This is a genomic window from Paenibacillus sp. FSL H7-0331, from assembly GCF_001956045.1.
In genome coordinates this window covers 45379-60008 of sequence record NZ_MRTH01000031.1, presented here as the reverse complement: position 1 = coordinate 60008, position 14630 = coordinate 45379, and the positions used below count along the sequence as shown (strand labels likewise).

Here is a 14630-nt window from a genome sequence, read left to right as displayed (position 1 = left end):
TGTCTCTTAGGATGACGACCTTTATGAATGGAAGCTGCTGGAATACGTTTAAAAAATGAAAAAAGACAAGAACAGAGATCTTGTCTTATAGTTGCCTTTATGTCGGATATGAATCCGTTAGCTGATCAGACTTTGTCAGAGCTCTCCCGCACTATGCGCAGTAAGGAACGGGCCGCATAGCCCGGTTCCGGATGGTTATATATAGCAGAAACTACTGCAATTCCGTTAGCTCCAGCACGGATCACTTCTATAGCGTTAGTTTCATCAATGCCACCAATCCCTACGACAGGAATTGACCATCTGGCCGCAATATCACGAATTAAATCTCCACCAATAGCATGACCGGCATCCAGCTTTGTAGAAGTTGAATAAATAGGGCCAACACCTAAATAATCGGCTCCATTGGACATTGCCCAATCGGCTTCCTCCATCGTCCCTGCCGATATTCCGATAATTTTATCGGGACCCAGCAAACGACGTGCTTCTGTACCGGGGATATCGTCCTGGCCGACATGAACACCATCTGCATCTAGAAGCATGGCGACATCGATCCGATCATTAACAATGAATGGAACCTTATATTGTCGACATAATGCCTTCAACTCGGCCCCCTGCTCCAAAACCTGCTTTAGCGGCGCTTTTTTCTCCCGTAGTTGAATCATCGTTACTCCGTCAGCCAAAGCCTCCTGAGCAATCTCAAGGGCGGTTCGTTCTCCGAAGCCATCCAGACCCATAACCAGATAAACTCGTAAATCCTGTGACAGGCGATTCTGAAACACCGTTATTTCCCTCCAGGCAGTAATATAGCATCTTCAACCTTAATACAACGATCCATAATGACTTCAAGTCCACCACTTTTGGCAATCTCTGCCGCTTCATCATTAAAGATGCCTAACTGAAGCCAGAATACTTTCGCATTAATTTTCACAGCTTCTTCAGCTACAGGTACAACCTGGTCACTGCGCCGAAAAACGTTGACAATATCGACTGGCTCTGGAATATCGGAAAGAGAAGGATAACATACCTCTCCAAGGATATGCTTCGCATTGGGATTAACCGGGATGATCCGGTAGCCCTTGCTTTGCATAGCTTCAGCTACCATATATGAGGTGCGATCAGGCTTATCCGATAAACCTACAACTGCAATGTTACCGGCATTCTTAAGCAGCTCCTTGATACGATCTCTTGAAGGATTTTCAAACGCCAAAACGACCAGCTCCTTGTAGTTTAGATTTGAAATTACTTGGATACTTATAGTTTATAGCTTAAAGCTTGACGTCCCATCGCTTCCCAGGTTGCGAGAAACTGCGCTTTATCAATTTTTACATTGCTTTTACCAGTAGAAGGATCGTTGACATATACATTTTGCTCATCAAATCCGACAAGCAATACAGCATGCTCCATAAAAGTTGTCTCAATCGGTCCTATCGGTGTATCCCAAACTACCCAATTATCGGGCACTTGAAAATTGATCGTGGTCCAGACAAGCGACGGAATGCCATCACGAAGCTGCTGTTCCAGCATGTCGAAGGATTGATTCGTTAGATCCATTGCGGTCGGGATATATTTTTTTTGCAATTCAAATAATGCTCCATGATAAATACCAAAGCCTTTGGCAGAACCGGTAACCTCTCCTACAAACCCTAAATTCGGATTCCCCCAATAAGCGATTGAACCATCCTTGTTCCGCTTTAATGGCGTGTTATCACGCTTCATCTCAGGTACCAGCTCCAGCTTGTTCTTGGCAATTCCGTAATATTGAAGCATCATCGTCAGGCTTGTGATTTCACAGCCCGACGGAAGCTCCGGATGTTGACGGATCGCTGGAGCCTTCAACATAGCTGAAGAGGCCAACGGAATCGGAGTCAGAGGTGGCGGTGAAGCGGTAGTGATGATGGGCTGTCTGGCCCCTAAAATATCCGCATAGGCAATCGTCGAAGATTCGCTGAACCAGCCTTGTCCGGTAATTTTGGCGTACAGCAGCATCGAAAAAACACCACTGGCAAACAGGAGACCCAGTATGAGAAAAAAGCCGAATGTAACTTGGATTCCTTTCCAAAGTACAGGCATGACCATCAACCCACTTGTTTAGAATATTTATTATTCAACAAACTCAATTTGTGCGCCCAAGGAGATCAGATGCTCGAAATAATGTGGATATGATTTCGCTACATGATGTGCATCGTTGATCGTAAGTCCCTTCTCTGAACGAAGACCTACAATGGTCAAAGCCATAATGACACGATGATCATAATGGGCATTGATCTCAACACCTCCGGTTACTCCCTGAGGACGACCATGTATAATGATTTCACTCTGTCTTTCTTCCACATCTGCCCCCGCTTTGCGCAACTCGTTTACGAAATCTGTGATACGATCACATTCCTTGTAACGCAAATTTTCTACATTATAGAACCGGGATGTTCCTTCAGCAAACACAGCAGCAGCCACCATGGCCAATACACCATCGGTAAAATGATCACCGTCAAATTCGCCGGCCTTCAACTGTTGGTTCCCTCTAACATGTACAATACCGTTCTCATGCGTCAAATTAACACCCATCGCACGAAGAACGTCTACAACCGCCTTCTCACCCTGCTTGCTGTTCTCTTCCAATCTGAGTACCTTAACATCGGAATGGGTAACTGCCGCGGCAGCCAATATTGCGGCAGAGCCGGGGTAATCGCCTTGTACGACATACTTTTGTGGTTGATACTTTTGGCCACCACGGATGGTGTAATGCATCAGATCCTCGGAAGCCTGAATCTGAATACCTGCCTGTGCGATCACTTCCAGTGTTTGTCCCACGATGACTTTGGACTTCAAATCGTGAAGCACCTCGATCTCGCTATCTTCATCAAGCAAAGGTGTCATAAACAACAGCGAGCTAAGAAACTGCGAACTTACATTTCCAGAAACCTGGATTTTGCCTCCGTGCAGCTTACCCTTGCCAATCGTAATCGGCAGCTTTCCTTGATTATCATCGACCTCTACACCCATCTGTTTAAGTGCATCGATTAAATCGTTATGCGGTCTTTTTCCTAAAGAATCCGGGTATGCATTAATAAAGGTCACTTTAGGACAAAATGCAGCGACAGACATTAAGAAACGAAGCACGGCTCCCGCATTGCCAACATTCAGTTCCGACACATCACGAGGATTCCTGCCAAATCCCTGAATGGTCATCTTTTCTTCATCTTCCTCAACGATAGCACCCAAATCACGGATACAACGACGCATAGCATCACTGTCTTCGCTATGTGCAGGGTAATATATCGTGCTTGTCCCCTCTGCCAAAGCACCGATTAACAGGTAGCGAGTAGTGTAGTTTTTAGAGGAAAGTGCATTTATTGTACCTTCTAATAGATTTGTCGGTTTTACAATGGCTTTCATGAATATGTATCTCTCCTGTTCAGCAAATAATTCCTGTTGATTTTGATCAACACTCAGTTAGTTTAAGTTTACCATAGTGATTCGAGGTTGCAAACCGTGAAGTTGACACTCGCTTGCGATTATCGATATCATAGACCTATAGAGATCAAAATCACTTAGGAGGGTTACACAGATGGAAACAATTACGACAGAACAGCTAAAGGCTCGCTTGAACAACAATGATAAATTACACATTATTGATGTACGTGAGCCTGAAGAAACGGCTCTGGGTGTCATACCAGGCGCAGTCCTCATACCGCTCATGCAAATTCCAGAGCGATTGGATGAAATCCCTCTCGATCAAGAGACGATTCTGGTATGTCGCAGCGGTGGCCGCAGCGGAAAGGCTTACGATTACTTACAAGCACAAGGCTATACGAATTTGAAAAACCTGACCGGCGGGATGCTGGCCTGGGACGAATCCTAAGCCTGCTCAATCCTGGGTTGATGCTAAAATCTGCTCCACGATCTCCTCGACAGAAACCCCTGTCGTATCAATAATAAGATCAGCGAAGTCGTATGCATTCCGACGTGATTCCAACAACTTATGAACGCGTTCTTCGACGTCACCCTGCACCAAGGGACGGCTTTGGTCATGCTTGACCCGCTCGATGATCGTTTCTGCAGCGGCCTTTAAGGCAATGACATAGCCGTCCTTTTTCATACTCAAGCGGTTACGTTCTGCCAATACGGCACCGCCTCCTGTAGATATAACCTGAGAGGATTGTTCAAGAACACTATCTAGAGTCTCACTCTCTGTCTGGCGAAAAGCCGACTCCCCAAGTGTCGCAAACATTTCACTGATTGTCATTCCTTGACGCTCTTCAACCTTTTGGTCGGTGTCAACGAACTGCCAGCCAAGTCTCCCCGCAAGCACTTTGCCTACTGTCGACTTCCCTGTTCCCATAAAACCGATCAAAACAACATTTTTTACTCTCATTATTCTGACACCTCACCATGAATAGAAACTTGGACAAAGTCATAAGATGAATGGTACCTACACCCCAAGCTAAGGAGTGTTATGATGAAATCTGATGTATCGAAGCAAAAAATCGAGCAGATTCTCGATCCCGCTCATTTGCTGTGTAAAGATGATATTGTGTGGATATTGGGATTTATCAAAAAAAAGGTGGCTGAGAAGAACCCTCAATTACTTGAGCTCTCTCAGCCACGCTTACTGCAAAACTTTCATTATTTTGCAGAAATATCTTTGATGCTGATTCAGCGGCGCAACGGCTTCGATCAAGAGGCGGATCGTCTTAAGACCTGGATAGCAGAAGCCGTATACGGATTGCAATCCGATCCATTGACGGATCAATCTCTTCCCGTCTCTCCTAGTTCTCCATCCAGTTAAAGTGGAAAGAACCCTCTTTATCCAGACGTTGGAAAGTATGCGCTCCGAAATAATCTCTTTGAGCCTGAAGCAGGTTTGCAGGCAAACGCTCTGTGCGGTAGCTATCGTAGTAAGCCAGGGCAGAAGCGAATGCTGGAGCAGGGATACCGCGAGTTACGGCAGTTGCAATTACATTTCTCCATGCATCCTGGTAGTTACTCACAACATCCTGGAAATAGCCGTCAAGCAGCAGGTTTTTCAATTCAGGATCGCGGTCATAAGCGTCCTTGATATTTTGCAGGAAGCGGGCACGAATGATGCAGCCACCACGGAAGATCATGGCGATACTGCCGTAATCCAGACTCCAGTTATATTCAACAGAAGCTGCTCTCATTTGAGCGAAGCCTTGAGCGTATGAGCAAATTTTGCTTGCATACAGCGCTTTGCGAACAGCTTCGATGAACTCTTTGCGATCGCCTGTATATTTGGAAACGTTAGGTCCGTTTAATACTTTGCTCGCAGCTACGCGCTCTTGCTTCATAGCGGAGAGGAAACGTGAGAATACGGATTCCGTAATGATGGACAATGGTACTCCAAGGTCCAAAGAGCTTTGGCTTGTCCATTTACCGGTTCCTTTTTGACCTGCGGAATCAAGAATCACATCAACCATAGGCTTGCCGGTTTCTGGATCTTTTTTCGTGAAAATGTCTGTAGTGATTTCAATCAGGTAGCTATCAAGCTCGCCTTTATTCCACTCGGAGAAAATTTCGTGCAACTCGTCCGTGCTAACATCTAATACATCCTTCAACAGCTGGTAAGCTTCGCAGATTAGCTGCATGTCGCCGTACTCGATGCCATTGTGAACCATTTTCACGTAGTGACCAGCACCGTCAGGTCCGATGTATGTGCAGCAAGGATCGCCGCCAACCTTGGCCGAGATTGCTGTCAAGATAGGTTCAACCAGCTCATATGCGTCTTTTTGGCCGCCTGGCATGATCGAAGGACCTTTCAAAGCGCCTTCCTCACCACCGGAAACCCCAGTACCGATAAAGCGAAGACCATGTGCTTGCAGGTCTTTGTTTCTGCGCTGCGTATCAGGGAAATAAGCGTTACCGCCGTCAATAATAATATCGCCTTTATCCAAAAGCGGTACAAGCGAATCGATAGTTGCGTCTGTTCCAGCACCTGCTTGTACCATGATCAGTATCCTGCGAGGCGTTTCCAGAGAAGCTACGAATTCTTCGATGCTGTATGTACCAACCAGGTTTTTGCCTGCTGCTTCCTCAATCAGGGCATCCGTTTTTTCACGAGAACGGTTGTACACAGAGACAGTAAATCCTCTGCTTTCAATGTTCAATGCCAGGTTCTTACCCATAACTGCTAATCCGATTACGCCAACTTGCTGTTTAGACATCTGTTTTCTCCCTCTCCTGCATATAGTTTCGTTACGACTCACTTGTAATTATAAACATTTCTCGATGAATTTCAAAAGATTATTAGATTGTCATTGCTGTGAAGCCGCCATCAACTGTCAAAAGTGAGCCTGTTACGAAGCTCGAAGCCTTATCGGAAGCCAAAAATACAGCCGCTCCCTGCAGCTCTTCTGCTTCCCCAAATCGATTCATCGGTGTATGGCCCATAATAGACGCCGTACGCTCAGGAGTCAAGAGCTTGCGGTTTTGTTCTGCCGGAAAGAAACCAGGAATAATCGCATTCACGCGAACGTTCGCAGGTGCAAATTCACGGGCAAGAAATTTGGTTACACTATTAACGGCTGCTTTGGAAGCCGAGTAAGTGAACACGCGTGATAATGGAACCTGGGAAGAAGCCGACGAAATGTTGATGATGCTGCCGCCCTCGCCTTTATCAACCATATGTTTTCCAAATACTTGACTGGCTAATACGACACTTTTCAGGTTAACGTCCATGATAGAATCCCATTCTTCCATTTTCAAGTCAAAAAACGGCGTTGGGCTGTTCTTTCCGGGACAATTCATTAAAATATCTACGCGGCCTGTCCATGCCAACACATCAGCCAGCACTTTTTGCAAGTCTTCGGCAAGTGTAGCGTCTGCGGAAAAAATTTCTGCTTTGCCGCCAACTTCCAAAATACTTTGTTTCACGATTTCGGATTTTTCCTGATTACGGCCGACAATTGCAACATTGGCTCCATGTCCTCCTAGAGCTACTGCCATAGCACCGCCCAAAGTACTGTTACCACCGATAACGATTGCTGTTTTTCCTGTCAGATCAAATAAATTCATGATGAACCTCCTCAAATTTGTCAAAAATTATTAGTTTTCATTACTTCGTATGCGCATGTTGAAAAGCAGCGATCGATTCGAACTCATCCTTCAGCTGATGGTAGACACGACCATAAATACCGGTCAATTGCTTATACAGCTCAACGTGTTCTTGATTGGCTGTGTACTTGTGTTGAACCTGCATCCAGTCGTGAACGACCGAAAAGTCTTTGATCTCGCCCATAGCAAGTAAGCCGAGCTGAGCAGCGCCAAGTCCCGAGCTTTCAATCGTATTCGGCACCACAACAGAGCTCCCTGTTACATCAGACATCATTTGCAGCCAAAAGCTGGACCGAGCAAAGCCGCCGGATGCGCGTATTTCCTTGGTAGGACCTGAAAGCTCCTCTAACGCGGAAAGAACGGATTGTATCCGGTACATAACACCTTCCATAACGGCACGGATCATATGCTTTTTCTGATGATACAAGGACAATCCAAAAAATACACCTCGAGCGTTGGCATTCCAATAAGGAGCCCGTTCTCCGGCAAGCAGCGGCAGGAAAATAAGACCGTCAGAGCCTGCTGCGACTTCCTCTGCAATAGAGGTCAAATAGTCGTATGGATCGAGGCCGCGACGCCGACCTTCCTCAGCTTCTGCTGTAGCCAATTGATCGCGCACCCAGCGGAACATGATCCCGCCGTTATTAATCGCTCCTCCAACGACCCAGAAGTCTTCCTTGAGGGCATAGCAAAACAGCCGCCCCTTCGGATCGGTAATAGGCTCCCGCACAACACCACGAACAGCACCACTCGTACCGATAGTAACCGCGTATATGCCCTCTTCAAAAGCACCTACACCCAGGTTTGCCAAAACTCCATCAGCTGCACCGAGTACAAACGGCGTATCCGCGTGAAGTCCCATAGCTTGAGCGTACTGCTGCTTCATGCCTGCGAGATGATGCGTCGTTGAAACCGGGTCTGGCAGCTGCTCCCTGCGAACACCGCAGGCTTTCATAGCTTGCTCGTCCCAATCCAGCTTACGCAGATTGAAAAGTCCAGTCGTACTCGCTATCGAATAATCGATCACATACTGCCCAAACAGTTTGGCAAATATATATTCCTTGATACCGATAAACTTATGTGCATGCTCAAAAACATCCGGTTGGTTGTCCCGAAGCCACATCAGCTTAAGTAGTGGGGACATCGGATGTATTGGCGTGCCGGTATTCATGTAGATCTGATGACCGTCAAGCTGTTCGTTCAATACCTTCACATAACCAACACTACGATTATCAGCCCAAATAATATTAGGAGTCAGGAGATTCAATTCACGATCGACCGCAATCAAGCTATGCATGGCCGAACTGAACGATACGCACAAAATCTGGCTTGGCAAAATTCTTGCCTTAGCAATGACGGCCTGAACCGAAGTTAAAAGCGCAGCAAAAATTTCATCCGGGTCCTGCTCCGCCATATCCGGGCGCGGAGTGTACATCGGATATTCTACGGAATGTGAAGCCAACACCTGGCCATCCCGGTCAATAACCAGCGTCTTGGCGCTTGTTGTACCGAGATCGGCCGCTATGATGTAAGGCTTTTGTGACGACAAGCTCATTGTACCAAATTCCCTTCACTATCAAATTGGAGATCGTAAGGCTCGCTTAAAATCTCAATATCCGCATGCTTTTTAGCGTCCTCCAGCAGGTTCACCGAAATTTCGATTTCACCCAAGTGCAGCGTATCCTGAATGCGGATAAGACGACATTTGGTGTAATCCAGAATATTACAAGTTTTGACAGCGGCTTTGATTGCATAGAAGTCGTTATCGAGCGTAGTCGAAATTTTGGTTGGTGCACATACCGTTGAAGTCAGCCCATTAACAAAAGTTGCAGCCAAATCCATTTTATCTACTAAACGCTGTGTCGTAAAGTCTGCAGTTCCTACCCCATTGGCATTCCCTTTGGTTTCAGGTGTCAAATCCAGCACAACCATTTTGGATACATCAGGTCCACCGTGTGCATAAGGCGTTGGATACCTGCCTGTTACATTCGGGTCCATACCGTCTCCACTAATGTTTTTGCCAATGTAATCGATCACCAGCACATCGACCTGGTCGAACAAAATCTTCGGAAGTCTTTCCTTCGCTTCCTTAAGCAGTTCTTCTTCACGTGCTTCGATTTGTTCAGCAGGTAATACTTCAATGCGGCAGGTTTGATCATAGGCATTCTCAACAAGAGCAACGCCGAACACAATCGGCAGCTTGTCGATCATAATGGTAGCCATAGCTGGCACATTTTCAGCCATATATTTAAATCCTAGCTGATGGCAGGCTTCCGCCCCCTTTTGTTTACCCAGACCGATCGCGATCATTTTCATAATCCCGCTCTCAATTCTCCCGCGAAAAGCCGTATGGGGCTTCACTCGATTAATCACAACAATCGCGTCCGCTGTCGAAGCAATTTGATCCACATAAACAGGTAATCCGTTAGGAAGCTCGTCAAGCTTGATAACCTCCATGGAAGAACGGATTGGAGCTCCCATCAATTCCTCTGTAACACCCAAATGATGCAGCACATCCTTCTGACCTTCAGCCGTTGCCCCACCATGACTTCCCATACAAGGAACAATGTAAGGATGACCACCTGCTTGTTTTATGGCATCAATCGTAATTTTCGTAAACAGATCAATGTTCGCAACGCCCCGGCTCCCTACGGCTACAGCAACCTGCTGTCCGGGCTTGATCCGGTCGATCGTACCCGGCTTTTGCAGCTCTAGCTTCAGAGATTGTTCCAGATTGTCGAGCTTGGTGCCATCGAATTTTTGACGGATACGCACCATTTGTGGAATCGGAATGTCTTTGAGAACTTCTCTTAAGATACTCATCGTTGTAAACCTCCTGTTATGTTGGTTACGGATTCCCGAATCACGAGCTCCGTATGAAAAAAAATAGTTTCTTTTTCTACCTGCTTCGATTCAATAAAAGACAGCAGCTTGGCTGCGCCTTCCCTGCTGATTTGCTCGATCGGCCGTCGAACCGTCGTCAGCGCTGGTGTCATAAAGCCTGAGAAAATATGATCATCGAAGCCAACCACAGAGATGTCACCCGGAACACTCAGCTGTTTTTCTGTTATGGCTTTGATCGCACCCAATGCCATATCATCATTGCAGCAAAAAACGGCGGTCGGTTGATTCTCGAGCTCCAACAGTCGGTTCATCGCGGTATGACCGCTTTCTAAATCATAGTTCCCGTGCTGCTGATAATCCAAACTTAACGGAACCTGATAGGCTTCCATTGCTTCCTGATAACCCTCGCGGCGGGCTTGTGTCGATTTGAAATTTTGCTTTCCCTCAATAATGGCGATTTGCCGATGTCCCTGGGAAATCAAATATTCCACGATCAAATATGCGCCGCGCTTGTCGTCTGGAACCATATTCATAACCTGAACATGCTCAATCTGGCGGTTCAGCACAATAAGCGGAATCTCGAGCCCAGCCGCATATTCAATAAAAGGTTGGTCGGTTGCGCTCTGACTCATGACGATAATCCCATCATAGCTTTTGCGATTAACCTTGTGAAAGCTGGTATAGTCGTCGATTCCACGTACAATCAGGTTGTATCGATCTTGAATCACATCGTTAACACCTTTAATGGCTTCGTATAGAAAACCCGCCGATGTACCCGTGTGTAGAGTTGAAAAAAACAAGCCAAGATTGTAAGATCGATCAAGTACAAGACTTTTGGCGTTATAATTCGGTGTATAATGCAATTGTGCCGCTAGCAGTCTGATTTTTTCCTTTGTTTCCTGGTTGATTAAAGGGCTGTCGTTCAAAGCACGGGAAACCGTTGTATGAGAGACGCCTGCCAGCTTGGCGATATCCTTGATTGTAACGCTCAATCCTACCACCTCGAAATTTATCATATCATATTGCTGCACACGTTAACAACGAGCAATTTTTGCGCTCCATACACGCTTTTTGCTGTTTCTGTACATGAAAAATGGCCTGTGCAGAGTTCCACAGACCATTTAATCAAACTGTTTACATTTCGAGTTGCAACATTTCATGCCTGAGCTCCAACAACCTTTCTTTGCTAGTATGAATGGCTTCCGAATCCTTGGCTTGAAGCGCATCTTGTAGACTCATCAGCTCGTAATCGAGCTCCATTCGCAGAACCGGGATACGTTCTTCCAGACGCTTCGATCGGAACGCTTGCATCATTTCATCCAATGTAACTCCAGATTCCTTTTGGAATAGCACCTTATGCTCCACCCCCGAGATTTCGACCATCCGGATAATTTCACCAAACATAATATTTTCGATCAAAATTTGTCTGTCCTTGAAGCGTTTGACGATTGCATGACCGCGGGTATCCCCAATCATTTTTTCCATCAGTTCAGCAAGCTTCTCATCCTTAAAGGAATAGTTGCCAACAATTTTATAGCGATCTCCCAGCCTTTGGAATTTCAGCTTTACCAGCTTTCTGCCGGTACGAATCGATACGATAAATTGCTGCTCGCTTTCATTCCAATACAATGAGTAGCCTTCCTGGATAAGCGACTTAATGAAATTACGGATTAGCCGACGGTCAAATCGTAACTCAAGGTTGCAGTATTCAACTTCATGACTCTTACTCACGGCAATCCCCTCCAATATGTGCTTGGCACTCACTGTGAATTTGCTGCTGCACGAATGATGCACGAACAATGACAACACCATGACTACATTCCCATAAAATAGTCAGAAGATTCAGTTACTTATTGTTATTTTATTATGAATTCTATGTTTTGGCAACTTGCTTTATTAATTAATTGTTATTTATTTTTTGGAAAAACAAAATAAACCGTCCGGACAGTGCCCAGACGATTCGCTAAATAATAATTCTTATACTTATTTTTGGGCAGCCTGTCTTATTGCTTCCTCATCCTTGGCTTTTCTCGCTTCATCTTCTTTACGTGTAACTTCACGTTCCAATTTATCATCCAAATCCGTCCAACCATAATTATTAATCGTATAGCCATCCGAGCCATCCACCAATTTTTCTTCCATTTTGGTTAAAATCAGCTTGGTTGAAATATAATGGCTAATCGTAAATTTAGATGAGGTACGGGTTTGGAAATATAAGTATTCATACATGTTCTCTGTATCCATCTTCTCGATCATGACAGGAATGTTCGTGAATGTAATATCGTCAGTACGTGTGCTGCCATTTTCTTTTACATACGTTTGCAATGCCTTAATTCTATTCGTGTTAATTTCACCAGCTATCACATACCGCTCACTACCATTATAAATCGGTGTTGGCATTTGCTTCAGGCGTTTTTTCATTTCAGGCTCACTTATGTATAGGGCTCCGGTCAGTTTTTCTTTGGATTGCTTCAAGCCATTCGTATCAATACCCATCTTCCTCACATCGGAAAGACGGTAATAAATCAAATTATTTCTCACACCTGTACCCTCATCAGCGTAGGCCAGCATCAAGGGATACTCGGCTCCCAGGTAGTTTACTTTGATGGAGTAAGGGGTACGGAATTTGAATTCTTCTATGGACTGATCCTTCTCGACAACCTGCTGCTCGGAATTAATCCGGCTGTTGATATAGATGGTCTTATTCACATCTTTCCAAATAACACTAGCCCCCAACAGATTACCAAGCTCCTTCAAAGATAAGTAGGTTTTATCCGCATACACTAATGTTGGACTTTCTAGTTGGATCTGTTTACCGTCGAGCACTACGTTGAAATCAGGTCGCAAATAGGCGTCGACCCGTTGAAGCACATCCTCAGCATACACGCCGGCCGTGAAGGCAGTTGTCAATAGAGTTCCTGTAATCAGCACGCGTTTCCATCGTTTCATTCGCTATCCAAACCTTTCTTGTTCATGAATTGTTGGTATCGTGTAAGACTGTAAATACTTGAATGAGACTACTTCGGCACGATGACCCTTTTTTCCTTCATAAAGTTTATATTGACAAATATGTTAATTCCGATAGAATAGGTTGGTATATACTTTTAGTGTGATCTTTCAGAAGAAAACTAACTTGTACGGAGTTCATGAAGGAGTGAGCAACACATGATTGAAATCAAGAACATCAGCAAGACGTTCCAGCAGCGTACAGGCGGCACATTCACTGCAATTGACAACGTGTCACTGACCATTCAAAAAGGGGAATTCGTCTCCTTGCTGGGACCATCGGGCTGCGGCAAATCTACACTCTTAAATTTGGTAGCAGGACTTGAGCATGCGCAGCAGGGAACTATAACCGTCAACGGTAAAGACTGCAGCACACCCGGACCCGACCGTGTCGTCGTATTTCAGGAGCACGCCTTGTTTCCTTGGCTAACCGTGCTCGACAATGTAGCATTTGGGCTTAAGCAAAAAGGATTGGGCAAGAAGGAACGCGAGGAGCTGGCGATGGAGCAAATCAAATCCGTTCACTTGAGCAGATTTGCAGATCGTTATCCACATGAGCTATCAGGCGGGATGAAGCAACGAGCGGCTATTGCCCGCGCTTTGGCTATGGACCCTGAAATTCTGTTGATGGATGAGCCGTTTGCTGCATTGGATGAACAAACCAGGCTTATTTTACATAAAGAGCTGGAAGAAATCTGGATGCGGACCAAGAAAACGATTCTCTTCATCACCCACAATATACGTGAAGCCGTTATTTTATCTGACCGTGTTCTCGTCATGTCGACGAGACCTGGAACCATAAAAAAAGAATTCGCCGTTCAGGCAGAGCGTCCGCGGGATGCATCTGACCCCCTTCTTCACCATACGGAAACCAACATCATGGAAGTTCTTGCCGATGAGTTGGAAAAAGTCGTAAAGGAGGAGATGGGCGATGAGTACAGCCTTAAGAAGAACACTCTTTCTGATCGTAGTTCTAATAGCATGGGAAGCGGGATTTAGAATATTCGATTGGGGCTGGAAGTTCCCCTCTGTTGTCCAGACCGCTCAAGCATTTTATGACGGCTTTGTGCACGGACAGCTGCTGGAAGCGACGCTACAGAGCATACGCAGGCTACTGACAGCTTTTGTGCTGGCCATATCGATTGGAGTTACACTTGGCTTTTTATTCGCGAGATACCGCTTTCTGGACGATACTATCGGCTTCCTGGTCGTTGCCTTGCAAACCGTCCCAAGTATCGCCTGGTTGCCTTTTGCTATCATCTGGTTCGGAATGAATGACTTTTCTGTCGTATTTATCACTACACTTGGGGCAACCTGGACTATGGCAATGTCAAGCCGAACCGGTATTATGAATATTCCTCCTTTGTACCTGAAGGCTGCACGAACGATGGGCACAGGCAATGGCTTTCGAATGTTTTATCAGGTTATGGTGCCCGCCGCCTTTCCTCATATGATCACGGGAGTTCGTGTCGCATGGGCATTTGCCTGGCGTGCATTAGTATCAGGGGAGCTGATTGCCAAAGGCGTTGGCCTGGGTCAACTTCTTCAGGATGGAAGAAGCTTATCGGATACCGCATTGATGCTGTGTGTAGTTATCATTATTGCCGTTCTGGGTACCCTCTCCGACCATTTTTGCTTTAAACGGTTGGAGGATACGATTTTGATTCGCTACGGCCTAGCCGAGAATAAAAATAAAAAATAGCGACATTTTA

At 45.7% G+C, this 14630-nt stretch carries 16 protein-coding genes; 4 read left to right on the top strand and 12 right to left on the bottom strand.

Annotated features, from left to right (window positions below; all coding sequences use genetic code 11):
• Positions 1-125 precede the first annotated feature (125 nt).
• From thiE to aroA, 4 genes are read right to left on the bottom strand one after another with little or no spacing between them, the layout of a single operon-like run.
• Positions 126-779 carry a thiamine phosphate synthase gene (gene thiE, locus BK127_RS31070; RefSeq protein WP_076235981.1) on the bottom strand — a complete coding sequence of 218 codons (654 nt, stop codon included), beginning with the start codon at positions 777-779 and terminating at the stop codon, positions 126-128.
• Positions 780-781: 2 nt separating this feature from the next.
• Positions 782-1207 (bottom strand): CoA-binding protein, encoded by a 426-nt coding sequence (locus BK127_RS31065; RefSeq protein ID WP_076235980.1) that lies wholly within the window; start codon positions 1205-1207, stop codon positions 782-784.
• Positions 1208-1251: 44 nt separating this feature from the next.
• Positions 1252-2070 carry a C39 family peptidase gene (locus BK127_RS31060; RefSeq protein ID WP_083689734.1) on the bottom strand — a complete coding sequence of 273 codons (819 nt, stop codon included), beginning with the start codon at positions 2068-2070 and terminating at the stop codon, positions 1252-1254.
• 30 nt (positions 2071-2100) lie between these two features.
• On the bottom strand, positions 2101-3393 hold the full coding sequence (aroA, locus tag BK127_RS31055; protein WP_076235979.1) for a 3-phosphoshikimate 1-carboxyvinyltransferase: 1293 nt from the start codon (positions 3391-3393) through the stop codon (positions 2101-2103).
• 172 nt (positions 3394-3565) lie between these two features.
• On the opposite strand from aroA, the gene BK127_RS31050 reads away from it, so the two are divergent.
• Entirely contained in the window at positions 3566-3859 is a 294-nt protein-coding gene (locus BK127_RS31050) for a rhodanese-like domain-containing protein (protein WP_076235978.1), read from the top strand.
• Positions 3860-3865: 6 nt separating this feature from the next.
• On the opposite strand, the gene BK127_RS31045 is transcribed toward BK127_RS31050, so the two are convergent.
• On the bottom strand, positions 3866-4372 hold the full coding sequence (locus tag BK127_RS31045; protein WP_076235977.1) for a shikimate kinase: 507 nt from the start codon (positions 4370-4372) through the stop codon (positions 3866-3868).
• Positions 4373-4456: 84 nt separating this feature from the next.
• On the opposite strand from BK127_RS31045, the gene BK127_RS31040 reads away from it, so the two are divergent.
• The gene (locus tag BK127_RS31040; protein ID WP_305954338.1) at positions 4457-4786 is read left to right on the top strand and encodes a hypothetical protein; all 330 of its coding nucleotides are present in this window, start codon (positions 4457-4459) and stop codon (positions 4784-4786) included.
• On the opposite strand, the gene gndA is transcribed toward BK127_RS31040, so the two are convergent.
• The 7 genes from gndA to BK127_RS31005 all read right to left on the bottom strand — a co-directional run bounded on the left by gndA (position 4767) and on the right by BK127_RS31005 (position 12861).
• Positions 4767-6179 carry an NADP-dependent phosphogluconate dehydrogenase gene (gene gndA / locus BK127_RS31035; protein ID WP_076235975.1) on the bottom strand — a complete coding sequence of 471 codons (1413 nt, stop codon included), beginning with the start codon at positions 6177-6179 and terminating at the stop codon, positions 4767-4769. The genes BK127_RS31040 and gndA overlap by 20 nt on opposite strands.
• 82 nt (positions 6180-6261) lie before the next feature.
• Complete coding sequence (locus BK127_RS31030; RefSeq protein ID WP_076235974.1) at positions 6262-7029, bottom strand: SDR family oxidoreductase; 768 nt, start codon at positions 7027-7029, stop codon at positions 6262-6264.
• 40 nt (positions 7030-7069) lie between these two features.
• Positions 7070-8623, bottom strand: a complete 1554-nt coding sequence (gene gntK, locus BK127_RS31025) for a gluconokinase (RefSeq protein ID WP_076235973.1) — start codon at positions 8621-8623, stop codon at positions 7070-7072.
• On the bottom strand, positions 8620-9891 hold the full coding sequence (locus BK127_RS31020; protein ID WP_076235972.1) for a nickel pincer cofactor-dependent isomerase, group 22: 1272 nt from the start codon (positions 9889-9891) through the stop codon (positions 8620-8622). The genes gntK and BK127_RS31020 overlap by 4 nt, the downstream gene beginning before the upstream one ends.
• Positions 9888-10904 carry a LacI family DNA-binding transcriptional regulator gene (locus BK127_RS31015; RefSeq protein WP_076235971.1) on the bottom strand — a complete coding sequence of 339 codons (1017 nt, stop codon included), beginning with the start codon at positions 10902-10904 and terminating at the stop codon, positions 9888-9890. Before BK127_RS31015 ends, BK127_RS31020 begins: the two co-directional genes overlap by 4 nt.
• 142 nt (positions 10905-11046) lie before the next feature.
• Positions 11047-11643, bottom strand: coding sequence for a hypothetical protein (locus tag BK127_RS31010; RefSeq protein WP_076235970.1), 597 nt, complete (start codon positions 11641-11643; stop codon positions 11047-11049).
• Positions 11644-11895: 252 nt separating this feature from the next.
• Positions 11896-12861, bottom strand: coding sequence for a stalk domain-containing protein (locus BK127_RS31005; RefSeq protein WP_076235969.1), 966 nt, complete (start codon positions 12859-12861; stop codon positions 11896-11898).
• A gap of 216 nt (positions 12862-13077) precedes the next feature.
• Here BK127_RS31005 and BK127_RS31000 point away from each other — a divergent pair, with 216 nt between their 5' ends.
• Both BK127_RS31000 and BK127_RS30995 read left to right on the top strand, forming a co-directional pair.
• Positions 13078-13917, top strand: coding sequence for an ABC transporter ATP-binding protein (locus tag BK127_RS31000; protein ID WP_076235968.1), 840 nt, complete (start codon positions 13078-13080; stop codon positions 13915-13917).
• Positions 13850-14620, top strand: coding sequence for an ABC transporter permease (locus BK127_RS30995; protein ID WP_240417420.1), 771 nt, complete (start codon positions 13850-13852; stop codon positions 14618-14620). Before BK127_RS31000 ends, BK127_RS30995 begins: the two co-directional genes overlap by 68 nt.
• Positions 14621-14630: the final 10 nt, after the last annotated feature.

Bases quoted from the DNA above. Each gene is read 5' to 3' on its own strand.
- BK127_RS31060 (WP_083689734.1), bottom strand. From the start codon at position 2,070: ATGCCTGTACTTTGGAAAGGAATCCAAGTTACATTCGGCTTTTTTCTC.
- aroA (WP_076235979.1), bottom strand. From the start codon at position 3,393: ATGAAAGCCATTGTAAAACCGACAAATCTATTAGAAGGTACAATAAAT.
- BK127_RS31050 (WP_076235978.1), top strand. From the start codon at position 3,566: ATGGAAACAATTACGACAGAACAGCTAAAGGCTCGCTTGAACAACAAT.
- BK127_RS31045 (WP_076235977.1), bottom strand. From the start codon at position 4,372: ATGAGAGTAAAAAATGTTGTTTTGATCGGTTTTATGGGAACAGGGAAG.
- BK127_RS31040 (WP_305954338.1), top strand. From the start codon at position 4,457: ATGAAATCTGATGTATCGAAGCAAAAAATCGAGCAGATTCTCGATCCC.
- gndA (WP_076235975.1), bottom strand. From the start codon at position 6,179: ATGTCTAAACAGCAAGTTGGCGTAATCGGATTAGCAGTTATGGGTAAG.
- BK127_RS31030 (WP_076235974.1), bottom strand. From the start codon at position 7,029: ATGAATTTATTTGATCTGACAGGAAAAACAGCAATCGTTATCGGTGGT.
- gntK (WP_076235973.1), bottom strand. From the start codon at position 8,623: ATGAGCTTGTCGTCACAAAAGCCTTACATCATAGCGGCCGATCTCGGT.
- BK127_RS31020 (WP_076235972.1), bottom strand. From the start codon at position 9,891: ATGAGTATCTTAAGAGAAGTTCTCAAAGACATTCCGATTCCACAAATG.
- BK127_RS31005 (WP_076235969.1), bottom strand. From the start codon at position 12,861: ATGAAACGATGGAAACGCGTGCTGATTACAGGAACTCTATTGACAACT.
- BK127_RS31000 (WP_076235968.1), top strand. From the start codon at position 13,078: ATGATTGAAATCAAGAACATCAGCAAGACGTTCCAGCAGCGTACAGGC.
- BK127_RS30995 (WP_240417420.1), top strand. From the start codon at position 13,850: ATGAGTACAGCCTTAAGAAGAACACTCTTTCTGATCGTAGTTCTAATA.